We start from the raw sequence: 16,285 nt of genomic DNA on the forward strand, positions 1-16,285 counted from the left end.
CCTGTCACGTTATGTGTCTTTAAGCTCTGCCATATGGGTGAACGTCTGATCGTCATCGAGCACGAGGCCGACGCCGGCCTGGGCTTCTTCGCCGGGTGGCTGGAGGCCGCCGGAGTCGAGGCCGAGGTCGTCCGGCCGTACAAGGGGGAGCCGGTGCCCGGACGCGCCGCCGGAGGGCTGCTGGTCCTCGGCGGCTCCGCGGCGGCCTGGGACGACGAGGGGTACGGCTGGCTGCCGGCCACCAGGGACCTGCTCGCCCGCGCCGTCGACGAGGGCGTGCCGACGCTCGGCATCTGCCTCGGCGCCCAGCTCATGACCATGGCCTGCGGCGGGACCGTCGAGCGCGGCGACGCGGGCCTGGAGATCGGCCTGGGGGAGATCGAGCCGCTGCCCGAGGCCGCCGCCGACCCCCTGCTGTCCGCGCTGCCGGGCGGCCCGGTCCGGGCGATCCAGTACCACTACGACGCCATGACCACCCTGCCCGAGGGCGCCGTACGGCTGGCCACCGGCGCGCGGTACGCCAACCAGGCGTATCGGCTCGGCGACCGGGCCTGGGCCGTGCAGTTCCACCCCGAGGCCACGCCCGCGATCTTCGCCTCCTGGACGGGCGGCGGGGAACTGCCGCCGGAACGGGCCGAAGAGCTGAACGCGCAGGTCGAGGCGGCCGGGGACGAACTGCGGGCGACCTGGAGGCCGCTGGCCGAGGCGTTCGCGGTCCAGCTCACCCGGCGCTGACATGGGCTGACACGGGCCGACATGGGCGGAGGGGCGCGCGGGGAGAACCCGTGATGGGCCGATTACGCGGAGAAACCGCTAAGGACGCGCACAACGCGGAGGGTTAGCGTGTGCGCTGAGCCCGGCACGTGCCGGGCGGCGAGATCCGAGGTCGGCTCCCCGGCGGTGGGCCGATCTCTGCGAGGAGGCTTCCGACCCATGTGTACGGTTACTGGGAAGGTTCGTCTCGGGGGGCCGACGTGATCGACGTCGGGGTGGAGGAAGGAACGGTGAACACCGCGCCTCGGATACAGACGACGGCAGGGCGCCTGGCGGCGCTCGGATTCGCCGACGGCGCGCGGGCCGAACGGCTGCTCGACGAGCTCGGCCCCGAGGCGGTCGGCGACTTCGCGTTGCTCGACGACCTCGTCAGGGCCGCCGACCCGGATCTGGCGCTGACCACGCTCAGCCGCCTGGTCGAGCGGGACCCGAGCGTGCTCGGGGCGTTCCGCGCCGACCCGGACCTGCGCCGCAGGCTGCTCGGCGTGTTCGGGCTCAGCGCGGCGCTCGGCGAGCACGTCGTACGGCATCCGGAGTGCCTGCCGTCGATCCAGTGGACGCGGTGGCCCACGGTGGGCGAGCTGCGTGAGGAGATGCTGCTCGCGGTCGGGGCGGACCCCGACGAGGCCGAGCCCGCGGCCGAAGGGGTCACCGCCGGGCCGGGCACGTCCGGGCCGGCGATGGAGGCGCTGCGCGTCGCCTACCGGGGCCGCCTGCTGCACCTGGCCACGCGGGACGTGACCGGCGAGTGCACGCTCGCCGAGGCCGCCGCCGCGCTGGCCGACCTCGCCTCGGCCGCGCTGGAGGCAGCCCTCGCCATCGCCAGGGCCGAGGTGGCCGACGCGGGCGACGTACGGCTGGCCGTGATCGGCATGGGCAAGTGCGGGGCCCGCGAGCTGAACTACATCTCCGACGTCGACGTCGTCTTCGTGGCCGAGCCCAAGGAGGGCGCGGACGAGACCAAGGCGCTGCAGGCCGCCACGCGCCTCGCGCAGGGCATGATGCGGGCCTGCTCGGCGAGCACCCCCGAGGGTGCGCTGTGGGAGGTGGACGCCAACCTGCGCCCGGAGGGCAAGATGGGCCCGCTCGTGCGCAGCATGGAAAGCCACCTGGCCTACTACCGCAGGTGGGCCAAGACCTGGGAGTTCCAGGCGCTGCTCAAGGCGCGCCCGGTCGCCGGCGACCTGGAGCTCGGCCAGGAGTACGTCGCCGCGGTCAACGAGCTGGTCTGGCAGGCCGCCGCCCGGCCCAACTTCGTGGAGGACGTGCAGGCCATGCGCCGGCGGGTGGAGGCGCACGTGCCCGCGGGTGAGGCCGACCGGCAGATCAAGCTCGGGCCGGGCGGACTGCGGGACATCGAGTTCGCCGTACAGCTCCTCCAGCTCGTGCACGGCCGCTCCGACCCGCTGCTGCGCCGCCGGGCCACGCTGTCGGCCCTCGCCGCCCTCTCCAGGGGCGGCTACGTCGGGCGCGACGACGCCAAGGCGCTCGCCGAGGCCTACACCTTCCTGCGCCAGGTCGAGCACATGCTCCAGCTCCACCGGCTGCGCCGCACCCACGTGGTGCCGTCGGACACCGCCGACCTACGGCGGCTCGGCCGGGGGCTCGGCATGACGACCGACCCGGTGGGGGAGTTCACCACCACCTGGAAGCGGCACGCGCTGGAGGTGCGGCGGCTCCACGAGAAGCTGTTCTACCGCCCGCTGCTGCAGGCGGTCGCCCGCCTCCCGGAGACCGAGGCCCGCCTGTCCGCGGCCGCCGCCACCGCGCGGCTGCAGGCGCTCGGCTACGCCGACCCCGAGGGCGCGCTGCGTCACATCGCCGCGCTCACCAGCGGCGTCTCCCGCCGGGCGGCCATCCAGCGGACGCTGCTGCCGGTCATGCTCGGCTGGTTCGCCGACGCCCCCGACCCCGACGCCGGCCTGCTCGGCTTCCGCCAGGTGAGCGACAAGCTCGGCACCACGCCGTGGTATCTGCGCCTGCTGCGCGACGAGACCGCCGTGGCCGAGCGCCTCGCCCACCTGCTCGGCACCAGCAAGTACGTCACCGGGCTGCTGCTGCACGCCCCCGAGGCCGTCGCGATGCTGGGCTCGCCCACCGAGCTGGCCGTACGGCCGGCCGCGACGCTCGCCGCCGAGGCCGCCGCCGCGGTGGGCCGCCACGCGGAGGACGCCGAGACCGCCGTCGCCGCCGTCCGGGCGCTGCGCCGCAGGGAACTGCTCCGCACGGCCTGCGCCGACCTGTCCGGGCTGATCGACATCGAGGAGGTCGGCCAGGCCCTCTCGTCGCTGAACGACGTGACGATCCAGGCGGCGCTGGACACGGCGATCAACAAGGTCACGCTGGAGCGGCGGGCCCCGTTCCCGACGCGGATGGCCGTGATCGCCATGGGCCGCCTGGGCGGCCTGGAGAGCTCCTACGCCAGCGACGCCGACGTCATGTTCGTGCACGCGCCGCTGCCGGGCGTGGCCGAGCGGGACGCCACCGACGCCGCCCACGCGGTGGCCGAGGAGACGCGCAGGCTGCTCGCGCGGCCCGCCCCCGACCCGCCGCTGCAGATCGACGCGGGCCTGCGGCCGGAGGGGCGGCAGGGGCCGCTCGTGCGCACGATCGCCTCCTATCGGGCCTACTACGACCGCTGGGCCTCGCATTGGGAGGCCCAGGCGCTGTTGCGGGCCCGGTTCTGCGCGGGCGACGCCGAACTCGGCCGCGAGTTCGTCGCGCTCGTCGACCCGCTGCGTTACCCGGCCGAGGGCATCTCGGCCGACGCCGTACGCGAGATCCGCAAGCTCAAGGCGCGCATGGAGGCCGAGCGGCTGCCGCGCGGGGCCGACCCGGCCCTGCACACCAAGCTCGGCAGGGGCGGGCTGAGCGACGTGGAGTGGGTGGCTCAGCTCATCCAGCTGCGGCACGCGGGAGCCGTACCGGCTCTGCGTACGACGCGCACGCTGGACGCGTTGCGCGCGGCGGCGGGGGAGGGCCTGCTCGACCCGGCCGACGAGGAGGTGCTCGCGCAGGCGTGGCTGTTCGCCTCGCGCATCCGCGACGCCCTCATGCTGGTGCGCGGACGCGCGGCCGACAGCATCCCCACCCCGGTCAAGGAGCGTGTGCTGCTCGCGCGGGCGCTCGGCTACCCGCCCGAGGGCACCGAGGACTTCGTCGAGGACTACCGGCGGGCCACCCGGCGGGCCAGGACCGTGGTGGAGCGCGTCTTCTACGAGGACTGAGCCCGATCGGGCCGGGGGGCCCGATCGGGTCGAGGGGATTGCCGCCTTCGCGCGATGCTTGTTCCGTATGACGCATATGTGTGCGGATCGGAGCGTTGCCATCGCACCCCGTAACGTGTATCAACGGGTGCGGGTGATCTCTTTGATCTCGTATTACGCCGATCTGGCCATCGGGCTGATCCTGGCCTTCCTGCTGCTGTCGCTTCTCGTCAGCGGCATCAACGAAGGCATCGTCAGGCTGCTCGGAATCCGCAGCAAGTTCCTGTGGGCGTACCTGCGCGACACCCTCGACGGCGCGGAGACGGCGGACGGGACCTCCCGGCTCGACCGGATCCTGGACGCGCTCAAGAGGTTCGGCCGCAGGGCGCGCACGCCGCTGACGCAGGCGGGGTCGCCGGAGGAGGGCCGCTCGCGCCTGCCCGCCAGCGTGCTGGGGGTGTTCGCGCGGCTGCCGTTCGGCCGGGACCCGCGGCCCGCGTTCAGCCGGCAGCCGCCGCCCGTGGAGAGCCCGCCGCTCGCCGCCGCCGCCGACTCCGTGGCCGCGGAACAGATGACGGCCGAGCAGGCGACGGCTTCGGCCGAGACCCGGGCGGACGCGTCGGCGGACCCGGCGCATGCGGCGGGACAGGCCGACCCCGAGGAGACCGCCGTCCTCACGGTGGACCCGGCGGCGGACGGCGCGGCGGGTGGCGTGCTGCCGCCGGGCCAGGGCAAGTCGATGGCCGAACTGCTCCACGAACGACTGCAGGAGATCGACCACGCCAAGCGCGGAAGGACGAGCATCGCCGACATCCCGCCCGCGCGCTTCGCCGTCGCCATCATGGAGATCGCCACCGAGCACGGCGGCGTGGAGGCCCTCATGCGGGACCTCGACGCGCTCAAGAGCCCCTTCTCCCGGCCGCTCAAGGCCGTGTGGGACAGGGCGAGCCACGACCTTGAGGCGTTCCGGCGCGGCGTCGAGGACTGGTTCGACGGCGAGATGGAGCGGCTCAGCCTGCTCTACCGCCGCTACGTCCGCTGGGTCCTCGTCGCGCTCGGCCTCGTCGTGACTCTGGTGTTCAGCATGGACTCCCTGGAGTACGGCAAGACCCTGCTGCGCGACAACGCCTACCGCAGCGCGGTGACCGCCTTCGGCCAGGCGGGCCCCCAGGCGCTGGAACCGCTACGTGAGCAGTGCGAGCCGGGCCAGGACGCGTACGCGTGCGTCACCGACGTGCTGAGCACCCCGGCGTTCGTGAAGATCTTCACGCACGCTCCGGTGAGCGTCACGATGGACGCCGCCGACGGCCCGGCGTGGGCGTGGCATGGCGGGGACTGGTGGCAGCGCCTCACGTCGCCGGGCCACTGGCCGGGGTTCCTCATCACGCTGATCGCCCTGTTGTTCGGCGCGCCGTTCTGGTGGGACATCCTGCGCCGCGTCAGCGGCCTGCGCCCCCGGACCCCCGGCTCCACCCCCTCCTGACCTACGCCGCCGCATGCCGCGCCCTGAGGCCGCGATATCCGGTTGCGGCGGCCGGATCTCCGTGCGTACGGTCAGCCGGGTGCGTGGGGGAGAGCCGGCCGGGTCACTGTGGCGGCACCGGGACTTCATGCTGCTGTGGAGCGGCCACACGGTGAGCCTCTTCGGCTCACAGATCAGCTGGATCGCCCTGCCGATGGTCGCGGTCGCCGGGCTCCACGCCACCACGTTCGAGGTGGCGGTGCTGGGAGCCATGAGCACGCTGCCCGCGCTGGTCGTCTCGCTCCCGGCCGGCGTGCTGGCCGACCGTCACCGCAGGCGGCGTCTCATGATCGCCTGTGACGCCGGATCCGCGCTGGTCATGGCGTCGGTGCCGATCGCCGCCGTGGCGGGCCGGGTCACCATGGCCCAGCTCTACGCGGTCACCCTGGTCGTCGGCGCGCTCGGCGTGGTCTTCGGCACCGCGGCCGGCAGCCTGACGCCGGTGCTGCTCGGCGGGGACCGGCTCACCGACGCCAACGCCAAGATGAACACCGCGCGCGGCCTGGCCGAAATGGCCGGGCCGAGCGTCGGAGGCTTCTTGGTGGGCCTGGTCGGCGCCGCCCGCGCGGTCGCCGCGGACGCCCTCTCCTACGCGGTGAGCGCCGCGGCCCTGGCGTCGATGCGCCTGCGGGAGCCGAAGCCCGAGCGCACTCCGCACCGCGGGCGCTTCCTCGGCGAGATCGCCGAGGGGCTGCGGTTCGTGCTCGCCCAGCCGGTGCTGCGCGTGCTCGCCCTCTCCGGGGCGGTCAGCGCCGTGCTGCTGCGCGGGATCAGCTCGATGTGGCTGCTGTACGTCGTGCGGGAGCTGGGCTGGAGCCCCTGGGCGGCCGGGCTCGTCTACGGCCTGAGCCTCGTCGGCGGGATCGCCGGGAGCATGGTGGCCGGGCGGGTGACGGCCCGGTTCGGCATGGGCCGCGTGATCGTCCTGGGCGCCCTGCTGTCGGCCCCCTTCGAGCTGGTCACCCCCCTCGTGCCGCCCGGCCTGGCCGGCCAATGGACCGTCGGGCTGGTCTTCACCTTCCTGACGGCCGCCGGGATGGTCCAGATGACCGCCGCCCAGACCGCGCGCCAACTGCTGTGCCCGCCCGGCATGCTCGGCCGGATGAACGGCTCCACCCACTTCATGCAGGCGGGCCTGCTGCCGCTCGGGCCGCTCCTGGCCGGCGCCCTGGGCGCCTGGATCGGCCTGCGCCCCGCCCTGATCATCCTGGGCGGCGCGACCCTGCTGTGGCCGCTCCTGCTGTTCCTGTCACCCGTACGAGAGTTGGATGTGAAATGAACATGATGGACGACGACCGGCCGTGGTCTTCCCGGCGGCTCGCGAGGCGCTATTTCGAGATGTGGAACACCGGCGACGCCACGGCGGCCGAGGAGATCCTGAGCCCGGACTGGGTCGACCACGCGCATCCCGAGGTGGCCGGGCCGCAGGGCGTGCGAGAGGCGATCGAGCGGATCCGCGGCGCGCAGCCGGATCTCCGGTTCCGGATCGACGCCGTCTTGGGCGAGAGCGATCTGGTGGCGGTCGTCGGCAATGCCGGCCGCGGCCAGGACGCGGACGGCACCCCTCTGGTCTGGCTCATCCGCGTACGGGACGGCCTGCTCGCCGAGATGCGGACCTACCGCGACACCGGCAGGTGAGCGGGCACCACCGCCCGCGGTGTCCCTGGCTTCTGCGACTCGTCAGGGCTCGAGGTCGGTCACACCCCTGCCGCTCGACATGTCGAGCGGGACGGAAACCTGGTCGTGCGCGATCAGCCAATCACCGTCGGTCTTCCGGAAGCAGAAAGTGCCCCGGACCCACATGCCGCTCGTCGCCGTCCCGTTCCTCAGCGTGCCGCTGAGCCGGCCGAAGCAGTGGCCGAACGCCACCGTGTCGCCCACGGTGATCGTCAGGTCGCGGACCTCGTAATTCACGTCCTGGAAGAACTCGAACGCGTTCACCCAGTTCTTCAGTTTCGCGTCTATCCCTACGTGCTGCAGCGGCGGCTCGACGTCGAAGGACACGACGTCCGTCGCGTAGAGCTTCCTCAGGCCTTCGAGATCCTTGGCCCGGATTCCTTCGACAATCTTGTCGATCTGCTGCCTGATCTTGGCTTCGTCTTCTTCGCGCTGCGTAGGCATCGCTACCGATTCCTTTCATCCGGTGCGGCTTGTTGGCTTCTCACTGATACGACCGGACAGCACCCCGGAATGTGAGGTGTCACAGCGTGATCCAGTTCCAGCCGGTGATCGTGGTGCGCATGAGCCGGGCGGCGGCCGACAGGTGACTGCCGGCGCCCCAGTGCAGGGTGACGGTGCGACGGCAGTCGGGGCTGTCGACGGCGATCCAGGCGATGGGGGCAGGCGTGTCGGCGCGGCGGGCGAAGGCGGGGACGAGACCGATGCCGAGTCCCGCCTTGATCAGCTCGGCGATGGCACTGTGCTCGTCGCTCTCGCAGACGATCTTCGGGGTGAGATCTCGTGCGGCGAAGAGCCGGTCGAGCAGCCGGCGTAGCCAGTGTCCCTTTCGGGCGGTGATGAAGGGCTGGTCGGCGAGTTCGTCGATGCTCACGGACGTACGGCCCGCCAGCGGGTGATCGAGCGGCACGCACACCCCCACGGCCTCCTCGAACAGCTGCACCGACTGCAGGCCTTCGGCGTGGATCGGCTGCGAGGCGACACACAGGTCGACCTCCTGGGCCCGCAGGCGGCGGGCCATGTCCTCGGCCAGGGACCAGTGGAGCTCGATCTCGACGGAGGGATGGGCTCGCTTGTAGGCCGCCAGCGGGCCGGTGAGGGTGAGGAAGGTCTCCGACGCCAGCCGCACGGTGCCCACGCCCTCGCTGGTGGCCTCGGCGACGGCGCGTCGTCCGGCTTCGAGCTCGCCCAGGGCGCGTTCGACGTGATCGCGGAAGAGCGTGCCCGCGTCGTTGAGCCGCAGGCGGCCGCTCCGGTCGAACAACGGTGCGCCCAGCTCGCTCTCCAGCCGGGCGATGCTACGGCTCAGCGACGGCTGGGCGACGTGAAGCTCGTCGGCCGCCCGGCTGAGGTGCTCAAGTCGCGCCACCACCAGGAACTGCTTGAGGGTGCTCAGCTCCATCATGACTCCTCAGGCATAACAACATAGCAATATTGATCTTAGACAAGATAACTCTTAAGCCATAGTGTCGCCGTCGTTCGCGAAACGAGAACGGAGTGAGGAGGGATCCACATGCTCACCGTGGCCGCGCCCCGGACGACACCCGCGGGATGGACGCTGCGGGCCGTCGTCAGTGCGCACGCGGTGGCGATCGCCGGTCAGCCGGTTTTCGCCGGGGTGTATCTGACCGGTGACTACGTCGGTCTGCGCCTGCATTCGGCCGGCGCCGACGTCGTCACCTCCATCGGATACCTGCAGGTGATCGTCGCGATCGTGGTCTGGGTCCGGCTGCGCCAGGCGTGGCCGTTTCTCGCCACGTCGGCCGTGGTGGCGGCCGAGACGGTGCAGTACTTCGCCGGGCTGGACGGAGCGTTGTGGTTGCACCTCCCGCTGGGAGTGACGACTGTCGTCGCGGTCGTGGTGCAGTTCATCGACGTGTGGCGGCGGCCTCTCCTGCGTCAGGGGGCCGCCGATGCGTAGCAGCCGTGGCGTGACCAGGCGGCAGGCGCTGGGCATCGGTGGGGCGCTCGGGCTGATGGCTGCCACCGGGCTGGCCGGCGCGGCCGCGCTGGCCCGCCGGCCGTCGATCACCGGCGCCCAGTTGCGCAGCGCCGTACCGCTGCCGCCCCCGTTCCAGGTGCCGCTGCCCGTTCCCGCCGTGCTGAAGCCGGTCGCCACCTCGGGCGGCGCCGATCGTTACGAGATCACCCAGCGCGAAGCGAGCGCGGAGATCCTGCCCGGGGTCACGACGCCCATGTGGACGTACGACGGGACCTTCCCGGGCCCGACGATCGAGTCGCGCCGCGGCCGGCCGGTCATCGTGTCACACCGCAACGAGCTGCCCGTCCCGACGGTCGTGCACCTGCACGGCGGCCGGACTCCGGCGGCCTCCGACGGATACCCGACCGACCTGCTCCTGCCCGAAGGCCGACAGGAGCACTCCGAGCACATGGGGCACGGCTTCGGGCACGGCATGCACGACCCGAGGGCCGTGGTGACCGAGCTGACGCGGGACTACACCTTCCCACTGGACCAGCGGCCGACGCTGCTGTGGTATCACGACCACCGGATGGACTTCACCGCCCCCGCGATCTGGCGGGGCCTGGCCGGGCTGCACATCGTGCGTGACGACGCCGAGGACGCCCTCGGCCTGCCCGCGGGGCCGCGCGAGCTGCCCCTCATGATCGCCGACAGGGCTTTCGCCGCCGACGGCAGCCTCGCCTACCCCGCCCTCGACCCCACCCTGCGCGTACGGTCCGGCGTCCGCGAGCCGTACCTCGCCGGGGTCCTCGGCGACGTCATCCTGGTCAACGGCGCGCCGTGGCCCGTGCACGAGGTCGACGCCGCCCGCTACCGGCTGCGCGTCCTCAACGCATCCAACGCCCGCCACTACGAACTCGAAGCGGTCACCGGCGACGGGCGCCGCCTCGACCTCGTCCAGATCGGCGCCGACCAGGGACTGCTCGCCGCCCCGGTCGTCCACAGGCTGCTGCCGATCGCACCCGCGGAACGCTACGACGTTGTCGTCGACTTCTCCGGCGTCCCGATCGGCGGCCTCGTCAAGGTGGTCAACCGGCTCGGCTCCGGCCGTACCCGCGACGTGATGGCCTTCCGGGTCGCGCGCAAGGCCGCCGACGACAGCCGCGTCCCCCGCACCCTGTCCACCGACCTGCCGGCCTGGCGGCGCTCGGACGCCGTCAGGGTGCGCGACTTCGCCTTCCGCGCCGGGCGGATGCACGCGGGCCACGGCTGGCTCATCGGCGGCCTGCCGTTCGACCCCGCCCGCACCGACGTCACCACCCGGCTCGGCGACGTCGAGGTCTGGCGGCTCGTCGCCGACGTCCACCATCCCGTCCACCTGCACCTGGTCGGCTTCCGGGTGCTCTCGCGCAGCGGCAGGCCGCCGCTGCCCCACGACGCGGGACTCAAGGACACCGTCTCGCTACGGCCCGGCGAAGCGGTGGAGATCATCACCCGGTTCGACGGCTATCGCGGCCGCTACCTCTTCCACTGCCACAACGCCGAACACGAGGACATGGGCATGATGGCCAACCTCGAGATCGTCTAGGCCGCCCGGGCCCTGCGTCTCAGCTACGGCTACGCAGGGCCGCGGCGGTGTCAGGCCACCTTCGAGGACGGAGCGGTCCACGTGTTACAGGCCCCGGGGTCGCCGGACTTGAACCCCTCGTTGGCCCAGTAGGTGATCGACTTCCTGTTCCCGTTGTACTTGCCCGCCCAGCCGCGCAGATAGAAGAGCAGATCGTCCCAGTCCTCGCGGTCACGCCGGAAGGACTTCCACACGCTGCGCAGGGAGGCTCCGGCGAAGCAGTCGGCCTGCAGGTTGTATCGCCGTGTCTGCTCGGCGAGTTCGGACTTGTTCCGGTAATCGAGCTTGTACCAGGCCCGGTAGATGCCGGAGACGTTCTGCACGTGCTCCCCGTACTGCGTCGCCAGCAGGTTGAACAGGTAGAGATCCCCCGGCTCCTCCAAGAGGTCCTTGGAAAGCACGATCAGGATGGTGTGCGACGCGTCGCAGTAGTAGCCGTCCCAATCGCCCTTGCGCCACTTGGCGCCGCAGTACTTCGCCGGCATCTTGGTGGCGTACGTGAGCTTCACTGGGGACTTCTTCAGACCCGCCTGTGTCAATTCGGCTGTCCATGAGTCGGTGAGGCAAGTCAGTATCTCGTTCAGATAGGCCTTGGCGGACCTCACGTCCATCTTCTTGACCGGTCTTTCCCGGCAGTCGGTGGCAGGCAAGGGTCCCGCGCCGTACAGGCGGTTGTCGGTGAGGGTCCCGTTCTTGACCGGGTGGGCGGCGGCCGTGCCGGAGACGGCCGGGACGAGCCCCAGTGCCACCGAACCGGCGAGCGCAATCTTGGCGAGTTTCACGGACGACGAGGCTAGGCCACGCAAAAGTCCATCGGAAGCCTTTTTGTGAATATCGATCCGCTTAGTTCGCGCGTGGCAGTGAGGTGTATAACGGTGCGCCGGCAGCCGAAGCGGATATGGAACGGGCATGGTCATCAGACGCGCCGAACCGGCGGACGCGGAGGCGATCGCCGCCGTCCACGTCCGGTCGTGGCAGGCCGCCTACCCGGGGCTCATGCCCCAGGCGTATCTCGACGGCCTCACTCCGGCCACGCGTCTGCCCGTCTGGAACCGGCTGCTGGGGGAGTCCTCCCCGCCGCGTACGGAGGTCCTCGTGGCGGAGGCGGACGGGTCCGTCGTCGGCGCCGTACAGCGGGACGAGTCGGACGGCTTCCCGCTGACCGAGGTCCGCTACCGCCGGGCCCTGCGCCGTTGACCCATCGGCCGGCCCGGTGACGGATCCTCTGGAGACGCACTTCCTCCGCACGGACGAGGGGGATCCTGACCGGGACGGCGTCAGTCGAAGTCGACGCAGACCGCGTACCAGCCGTCCGACAGGCGCTCGGCGCTGGAGACGTCGAGAACGCGCACGTCACCGACCGGCAGGTAGGCGAAGCCGCACTGCTCGAGCATGCCGCCGGAGTCGGCCACACGAAGCTGGGTGGCGCCGTTCCAGCGCTGGACGCCGTCGATGGAGAACAGGCCGACGCGTTCTCTCACGCTCGCCCAGCGTTCGTCTTCCGGCAGCGACCGGGCGTAGCGGGTGAGGGCCGGTTCGGAGACCAGGAAGGCCACTTTCATGGGGATGTCCAAGCTCACCAGTGCGAGGGTGAGGGCTCCGGCGAGGGGCGGCACGAGGGCCCAGAAACTGCGCCTGTAGTCGCGGAAGAAGAGGAGCACCACCCACATCAGCCCGGACAGGCACCACGCGGGTACGACCACCAAGAACAACATGAAGCTGCCGCCGGGGCGAGCCGCGGCGACGATGGTCAGGGCATAAGCCGCGGCCATCGGCGTGGTGAGCACCAGGCGCCACCACCAATCCCCATGCGTCACATTGCCGGCCATCCTCGCATCCTGGCCCGGCAATCCCCGTCAGAACCTGAGATTCCGGAAATCCGTGGACACCTAGCCGTCGGGCTTCGTCCAGGTCAGGGAGTATCGGCGGAGCACGTGCCGGCGGTAGCGCACGCCGGGCAGCAGGCGGCGTGCCGCGGCCCGCACCTGCCCGTAGCTCATCCGCGGTTCGGCCACCGGCATCCCCTCGGGCCCCCGCGCGCGGCGCAGCACCTTCGTGATCCGTACGAGGGGGGCGGCCGCGATCGTCGCCGCCCACTCCGCGGGGGAGGCCTCGCGGGCCAGGCCGACCACCACCAGCGTGCCTCCGGGGCGCAGCGATTCGCGCATCCGGATGAGGGCCGCGTCGAAGTCCATGTGGTGGATCGTGGACACCGAGCAGACGAAGTCGTACCCCTCGACGGGCAGGGCGGCGGTGAGAAAGTCGCCCTCGACGAAGGTGAGTTCCGGCTGACCGGCGGACAGTTCGCGGGCGCGCGCGATCATCTCCGGCGAGCTGTCGACACCGGTGACGCGCTTGGCCCGGGCGGTCAGCTTCCGCGCGAGCAGGCCGTCCCCGCAGCCGACGTCCAGCGCGTCGCCGCACCCTTCGGGGACGGCGCTGAGGATGCCCGGGTGCCGGGCGACGTTGGTGTTCCAGTACGGTTCCGAGTCTGCCTGGCGCATCGGATCATCGTAGGGCAGGCGTCATGACGAAGTCCCGGAAGCGGGTGGCGGGTGCGGCCAGGGCATGGTCCGTACGCCAGGTGAGGCCGATGGTGCGGCGGGCGGCCTCCGCCGCGATCCTGACGCCGACGGTGCCGGACTGGCCGGCGAAGGGCTCCGGCACGATGGCCACGCCGAGCCCGGCCGCGACCAGGCCCTCGATGGTCGCGAGGTCCTGGCTCTCGAAGGAGACCGCCGGGGACACCTCGGCGTCGCGCAGCAGCGCGTCGACCAGGGCGCGGTAACCGAAGCCGACCGGCGTGGTGACGAGTTCCTCGTCCGCCAACTCCTGGAGTTCCACCTCCTGCCGATCACGTAGCCGGTGGCTCGGCGGCACGACGAGCACCAGCCGCTCCTCCTGCAGGGGGTGCCAGCCGAAGTCGCCGGTCGGGCGTGGAGAGGTGATCGCGAGGTCGGCGGCCCCGGTGCGCAGGTCCTGGACGATCTCGTGCGCCGGTTCCTGGCGCAGCAGGATGCGCATCCGGGGAGCGTGCTCGTGGAAGGAGCGCAGCAGCCGCGGGACGAGGGAGGTGGCGATGGAGTCGAGGAAGGCCAGGCGTACCACCCCGGTGTCCGGGTCGAGCAGGCTCCGCAGATCGGCCAGCAACTGCTCGTAGCGTGCCGTCAGGTCGCGTGCGGCCGCCACCACGAGTCTCCCGTTGGGCGTCAGGTGGACGCCGTCCGGCGCGCGCTCGAACACCCGGGTGCCGAGCTCGGCCTCCACGCGGGCGAGGGCGCGCGAGAGCGTCGGCTGGCTGGTGCGGAGGATGGCGGCGGTGTCGGTCACGTGCTGGTGGTCGGCGAGGGCGACCAGCCAGGCCAGGTCCCGGAGCAGCATGCCCGACATCATACGCATCGCGTATCGGATTCGGCTGTTTGCGGCATTGGACGCATAGCGGCAGGAAGCGCACAGTCGTTGGGGTGACCGCTGTTCTTGAGACCTCTGCCGCGGAAGGGCATCTGCCGGGGACCACCGGGTATCGGCGGGTTGTCGTGGCGCTGTTCGCCGCCGGAGTGGCGACCTTCGCGCTGCTGTACAGCACTCAGGCGATCCTGCCCGAGCTCGCCACGCAGTTCGGGGTGTCCACCGCGGAGAGCACGCTGAGCGTGTCGCTCACCACGCTCGGGCTCGGCGTCGCGCTGCTGGTGGCCGGCCCTCTGTCCGACGTCGTCGGACGCACCCGGCTGATCCATCTGTCGCTGACGGCGTCCGCCGTCGTCGCGGCGGCGTGCGCGCTGGCGCCTGGCTGGCCGGCGCTCATGGTCCTGCGGTCACTTCAGGGCATCACGCTGGCCGGGCTCCCCGCGGTGGCCACCGCCTACCTGCGCGAGGAACTGCACCCGTCCACACACGCCCGCGCCGCGGGTCTGTACGTCGGCGGCACGGCGCTGGGCGGGATGGCCGGTCGCCTCCTGACCGGCGCGGTCGCCCAGGCCGCGGGCTGGCGCTGGGCCCTGGCCGCGGCCGCCCTGCTCGGCCTGCTGTGCGCCCTGACCGTACGCGTGCTGCTTCCGCCCTCCCGTCGCTTCGCCGCGGCCCCGGCGGGCGTACGCGCCCTGCTCCGCGGCAGCCTGCGCGCGGTGTCGGACCGCGGACTGCTGGCGCTGTACGGCATCGGCGGCTGCTCGATGGGGGCCCTGGTCGCGGTGTTCAACACCCTGGGCTTCCGGCTCGCGGGCGCGCCGTTCCACCTCGGTGTCGGAGCCGCCGGCCTGATGTTCCTCGTCTATCCCATCGGCTCCGTCAGCTCCGCCGTGTTCGGGCGGCTGGCGGACGGCTACGGACGCCGGACCGTGACGCCGGTGGGCTGCGTGCTGGCCGTCGTCGGCGCGCTGGTCACGCTGCCGTCCTCGTTGCCGGTCGTGGTCCTCGGACTCGCGCTCCTCACCGCGGGGTTCTTCGCCGTCCACGGGGTGGCCAGCGGATGGGTCCCGGCCCGGGCGTACGCGGGAGGGGTGTCCACAGGGCAGGCCGCGTCGCTCTACCTGTTCACCTACTACCTCGGGTCCTCCGTCTTCGGCAGCCTCGCGGGCCGCGCCTGGACGGACGCCGGTTGGCCGGGCGTGGTCGCCCTCGCCGTACTCCTGCTCACCGCCACCGGCGCCCTCGCCCTCCTGCTGCGCAGGACCCCCGCCCTCGCGTCGGATAGAACAGCCCGGCTCGCCGCTCACAGCGAGCGCGCCGGGCCCGTGGCCAAAGGCCGGCGGGCAGGCCTGATCTCAGGTCGGCTCGTGCTGTCCAGGTCTCGCCGTCACCGCAGCCCATGACGCAGGCGGAGGTCGCCTCCGAAGGCTTCCGCGATCACGCGTCCCGTCTCGAAGACGAACTCCGCCTCCACCCATTGGGTGGGATCCTCGGCGTCGAATCCCCTGGTCACGCGGACAAGCCGCTCGCCGACATGCCGTACGAAGGGCACCTCGGCGGGGGCGGGCACGATGTCCACACGGCTGCCGAGCTCCTCCATCGTGTAGCTCTCTCCTGGCTCGTCCGGCGTGATGTGCAGAGCCCAGTCGGCGGTGTCACGGACCACGACGGTCGTCGTCTCCAGATGGAGCCACACGTGCAGGAGTTCGGGGGCGTCGGACGTGTGGGTGAACAGGGCCGCGGTCACCGCGACCAGACGCAGGCCCTCCAGATCGGAAAGATCCATCACCCACCACCTTCGATCCGGTCGTTCGTCTGCGATCAGTCGAGTGCCTCACGAGCCCGCCTGTTCATCGGTCGCAGGCGGCTCAGTTCCTCGCGGAACTCCCGCTCGTCGATCTCGTACGGAGTGAACTCGTCGAGATCCAAATGATCGTAGGTCAGGCCCCCGTACTCATCCTCGTCGTGATGCGCGTCGTAGGCGATCACGGTGCCGTCGGCATAGGCCTCGACCTGCACGTGAGCGTACCCCTCGTGGTCGAGCGCCAGATAGAACGTGCAGGTGCCCCAGTGCGCGTACTCGTCCCCGCGATCTTCGTCCCACCCTCGCCGGAAGTACCGCACTCCACCAGCCACCTCTCGCGCGACAG

The 16,285-nt window shown here is 71.7% G+C and carries 17 protein-coding genes; 9 read left to right on the top strand and 8 right to left on the bottom strand.

Annotated features, from left to right (window positions below; translation table 11 throughout):
• Nucleotides 1–33 precede the first annotated feature (33 nt).
• From IL992_RS08075 to IL992_RS08095, 5 genes are all read left to right on the top strand, one after another.
• Nucleotides 34–735: a type 1 glutamine amidotransferase gene (locus tag IL992_RS08075; RefSeq protein WP_193202705.1), complete on the top strand. Its 702-nt coding sequence runs from the start codon at nucleotides 34–36 to the stop codon at nucleotides 733–735.
• A 269-nt stretch (nucleotides 736–1,004) separates the two neighbouring features.
• Entirely contained in the window at nucleotides 1,005–4,001 is a 2,997-nt protein-coding gene (locus IL992_RS08080; RefSeq protein WP_193202706.1) for a bifunctional [glutamine synthetase] adenylyltransferase/[glutamine synthetase]-adenylyl-L-tyrosine phosphorylase, read from the top strand.
• A 133-nt stretch (nucleotides 4,002–4,134) separates the two neighbouring features.
• On the top strand, nucleotides 4,135–5,463 hold the full coding sequence (locus IL992_RS08085) for a hypothetical protein (RefSeq protein ID WP_193203091.1): 1,329 nt from the start codon (nucleotides 4,135–4,137) through the stop codon (nucleotides 5,461–5,463).
• Nucleotides 5,464–5,542: 79 nt separating this feature from the next.
• Nucleotides 5,543–6,781, top strand: coding sequence for an MFS transporter (locus IL992_RS08090; protein WP_193202707.1), 1,239 nt, complete (start codon nucleotides 5,543–5,545; stop codon nucleotides 6,779–6,781).
• Entirely contained in the window at nucleotides 6,778–7,140 is a 363-nt protein-coding gene (locus IL992_RS08095; RefSeq protein WP_193202708.1) for an ester cyclase, read from the top strand. The genes IL992_RS08090 and IL992_RS08095 overlap by 4 nt, the downstream gene beginning before the upstream one ends.
• Nucleotides 7,141–7,182: 42 nt before the next feature.
• On the opposite strand, the gene IL992_RS08100 is transcribed toward IL992_RS08095, so the two are convergent.
• Nucleotides 7,183–7,623, bottom strand: a complete 441-nt coding sequence (locus IL992_RS08100; protein ID WP_193202709.1) for a YybH family protein — start codon at nucleotides 7,621–7,623, stop codon at nucleotides 7,183–7,185.
• 79 nt (nucleotides 7,624–7,702) lie between these two features.
• A complete protein-coding gene (locus IL992_RS08105; protein WP_226872556.1) occupies nucleotides 7,703–8,584 on the bottom strand; it encodes a LysR substrate-binding domain-containing protein in 882 nt (293 codons plus the stop codon).
• A gap of 108 nt (nucleotides 8,585–8,692) precedes the next feature.
• Between IL992_RS08105 and IL992_RS08110 the strand changes: the two genes are divergently transcribed.
• Both IL992_RS08110 and IL992_RS08115 read left to right on the top strand, forming a co-directional pair.
• Entirely contained in the window at nucleotides 8,693–9,100 is a 408-nt protein-coding gene (locus tag IL992_RS08110; protein ID WP_193202710.1) for a hypothetical protein, read from the top strand.
• Nucleotides 9,093–10,688, top strand: a complete 1,596-nt coding sequence (locus IL992_RS08115; RefSeq protein ID WP_193202711.1) for a multicopper oxidase family protein — start codon at nucleotides 9,093–9,095, stop codon at nucleotides 10,686–10,688. Before IL992_RS08110 ends, IL992_RS08115 begins: the two co-directional genes overlap by 8 nt.
• Nucleotides 10,689–10,738: 50 nt before the next feature.
• Here the strand turns inward: IL992_RS08115 and IL992_RS08120 are convergent, their stop codons facing one another.
• On the bottom strand, nucleotides 10,739–11,509 hold the full coding sequence (locus IL992_RS08120; RefSeq protein ID WP_193202712.1) for a neutral zinc metallopeptidase: 771 nt from the start codon (nucleotides 11,507–11,509) through the stop codon (nucleotides 10,739–10,741).
• A 127-nt stretch (nucleotides 11,510–11,636) separates the two neighbouring features.
• Between IL992_RS08120 and IL992_RS08125 the strand changes: the two genes are divergently transcribed.
• Nucleotides 11,637–11,924: a GNAT family N-acetyltransferase gene (locus tag IL992_RS08125; protein WP_193202713.1), complete on the top strand. Its 288-nt coding sequence runs from the start codon at nucleotides 11,637–11,639 to the stop codon at nucleotides 11,922–11,924.
• An 80-nt stretch (nucleotides 11,925–12,004) separates the two neighbouring features.
• On the opposite strand, the gene IL992_RS08130 is transcribed toward IL992_RS08125, so the two are convergent.
• The 3 genes from IL992_RS08130 to IL992_RS08140 are packed head-to-tail and all read right to left on the bottom strand — an operon-like array spanning nucleotide 12,005 to nucleotide 14,108.
• On the bottom strand, nucleotides 12,005–12,556 hold the full coding sequence (locus IL992_RS08130) for a hypothetical protein (protein WP_226872557.1): 552 nt from the start codon (nucleotides 12,554–12,556) through the stop codon (nucleotides 12,005–12,007).
• Between the two features lie 60 nt (nucleotides 12,557–12,616).
• Nucleotides 12,617–13,231 (bottom strand): class I SAM-dependent methyltransferase, encoded by a 615-nt coding sequence (locus IL992_RS08135; protein ID WP_193202715.1) that lies wholly within the window; start codon nucleotides 13,229–13,231, stop codon nucleotides 12,617–12,619.
• A 4-nt stretch (nucleotides 13,232–13,235) separates the two neighbouring features.
• Nucleotides 13,236–14,108, bottom strand: a complete 873-nt coding sequence (locus tag IL992_RS08140) for a LysR family transcriptional regulator (protein WP_193202716.1) — start codon at nucleotides 14,106–14,108, stop codon at nucleotides 13,236–13,238.
• An 83-nt stretch (nucleotides 14,109–14,191) separates the two neighbouring features.
• Here IL992_RS08140 and IL992_RS08145 point away from each other — a divergent pair, with 83 nt between their 5' ends.
• Nucleotides 14,192–15,538 (top strand): MFS transporter, encoded by a 1,347-nt coding sequence (locus IL992_RS08145; protein WP_319018420.1) that lies wholly within the window; start codon nucleotides 14,192–14,194, stop codon nucleotides 15,536–15,538.
• On the opposite strand, the gene IL992_RS08150 is transcribed toward IL992_RS08145, so the two are convergent.
• Nucleotides 15,523–15,921 (bottom strand): hypothetical protein, encoded by a 399-nt coding sequence (locus IL992_RS08150; RefSeq protein WP_226872559.1) that lies wholly within the window; start codon nucleotides 15,919–15,921, stop codon nucleotides 15,523–15,525. The genes IL992_RS08145 and IL992_RS08150 overlap by 16 nt on opposite strands.
• Nucleotides 15,922–15,956: 35 nt before the next feature.
• The gene (locus tag IL992_RS08155; RefSeq protein ID WP_193202718.1) at nucleotides 15,957–16,259 is read right to left on the bottom strand and encodes a hypothetical protein; all 303 of its coding nucleotides are present in this window, start codon (nucleotides 16,257–16,259) and stop codon (nucleotides 15,957–15,959) included.
• Between the last annotated feature and the right edge of the window lie 26 nt (nucleotides 16,260–16,285).

Origin of the sequence: Microbispora sitophila, from assembly GCF_014892245.1 — a bacterium.
In the GTDB taxonomy this organism is placed as follows: Bacteria; Actinomycetota; Actinomycetes; order Streptosporangiales; family Streptosporangiaceae; genus Microbispora; species Microbispora siamensis.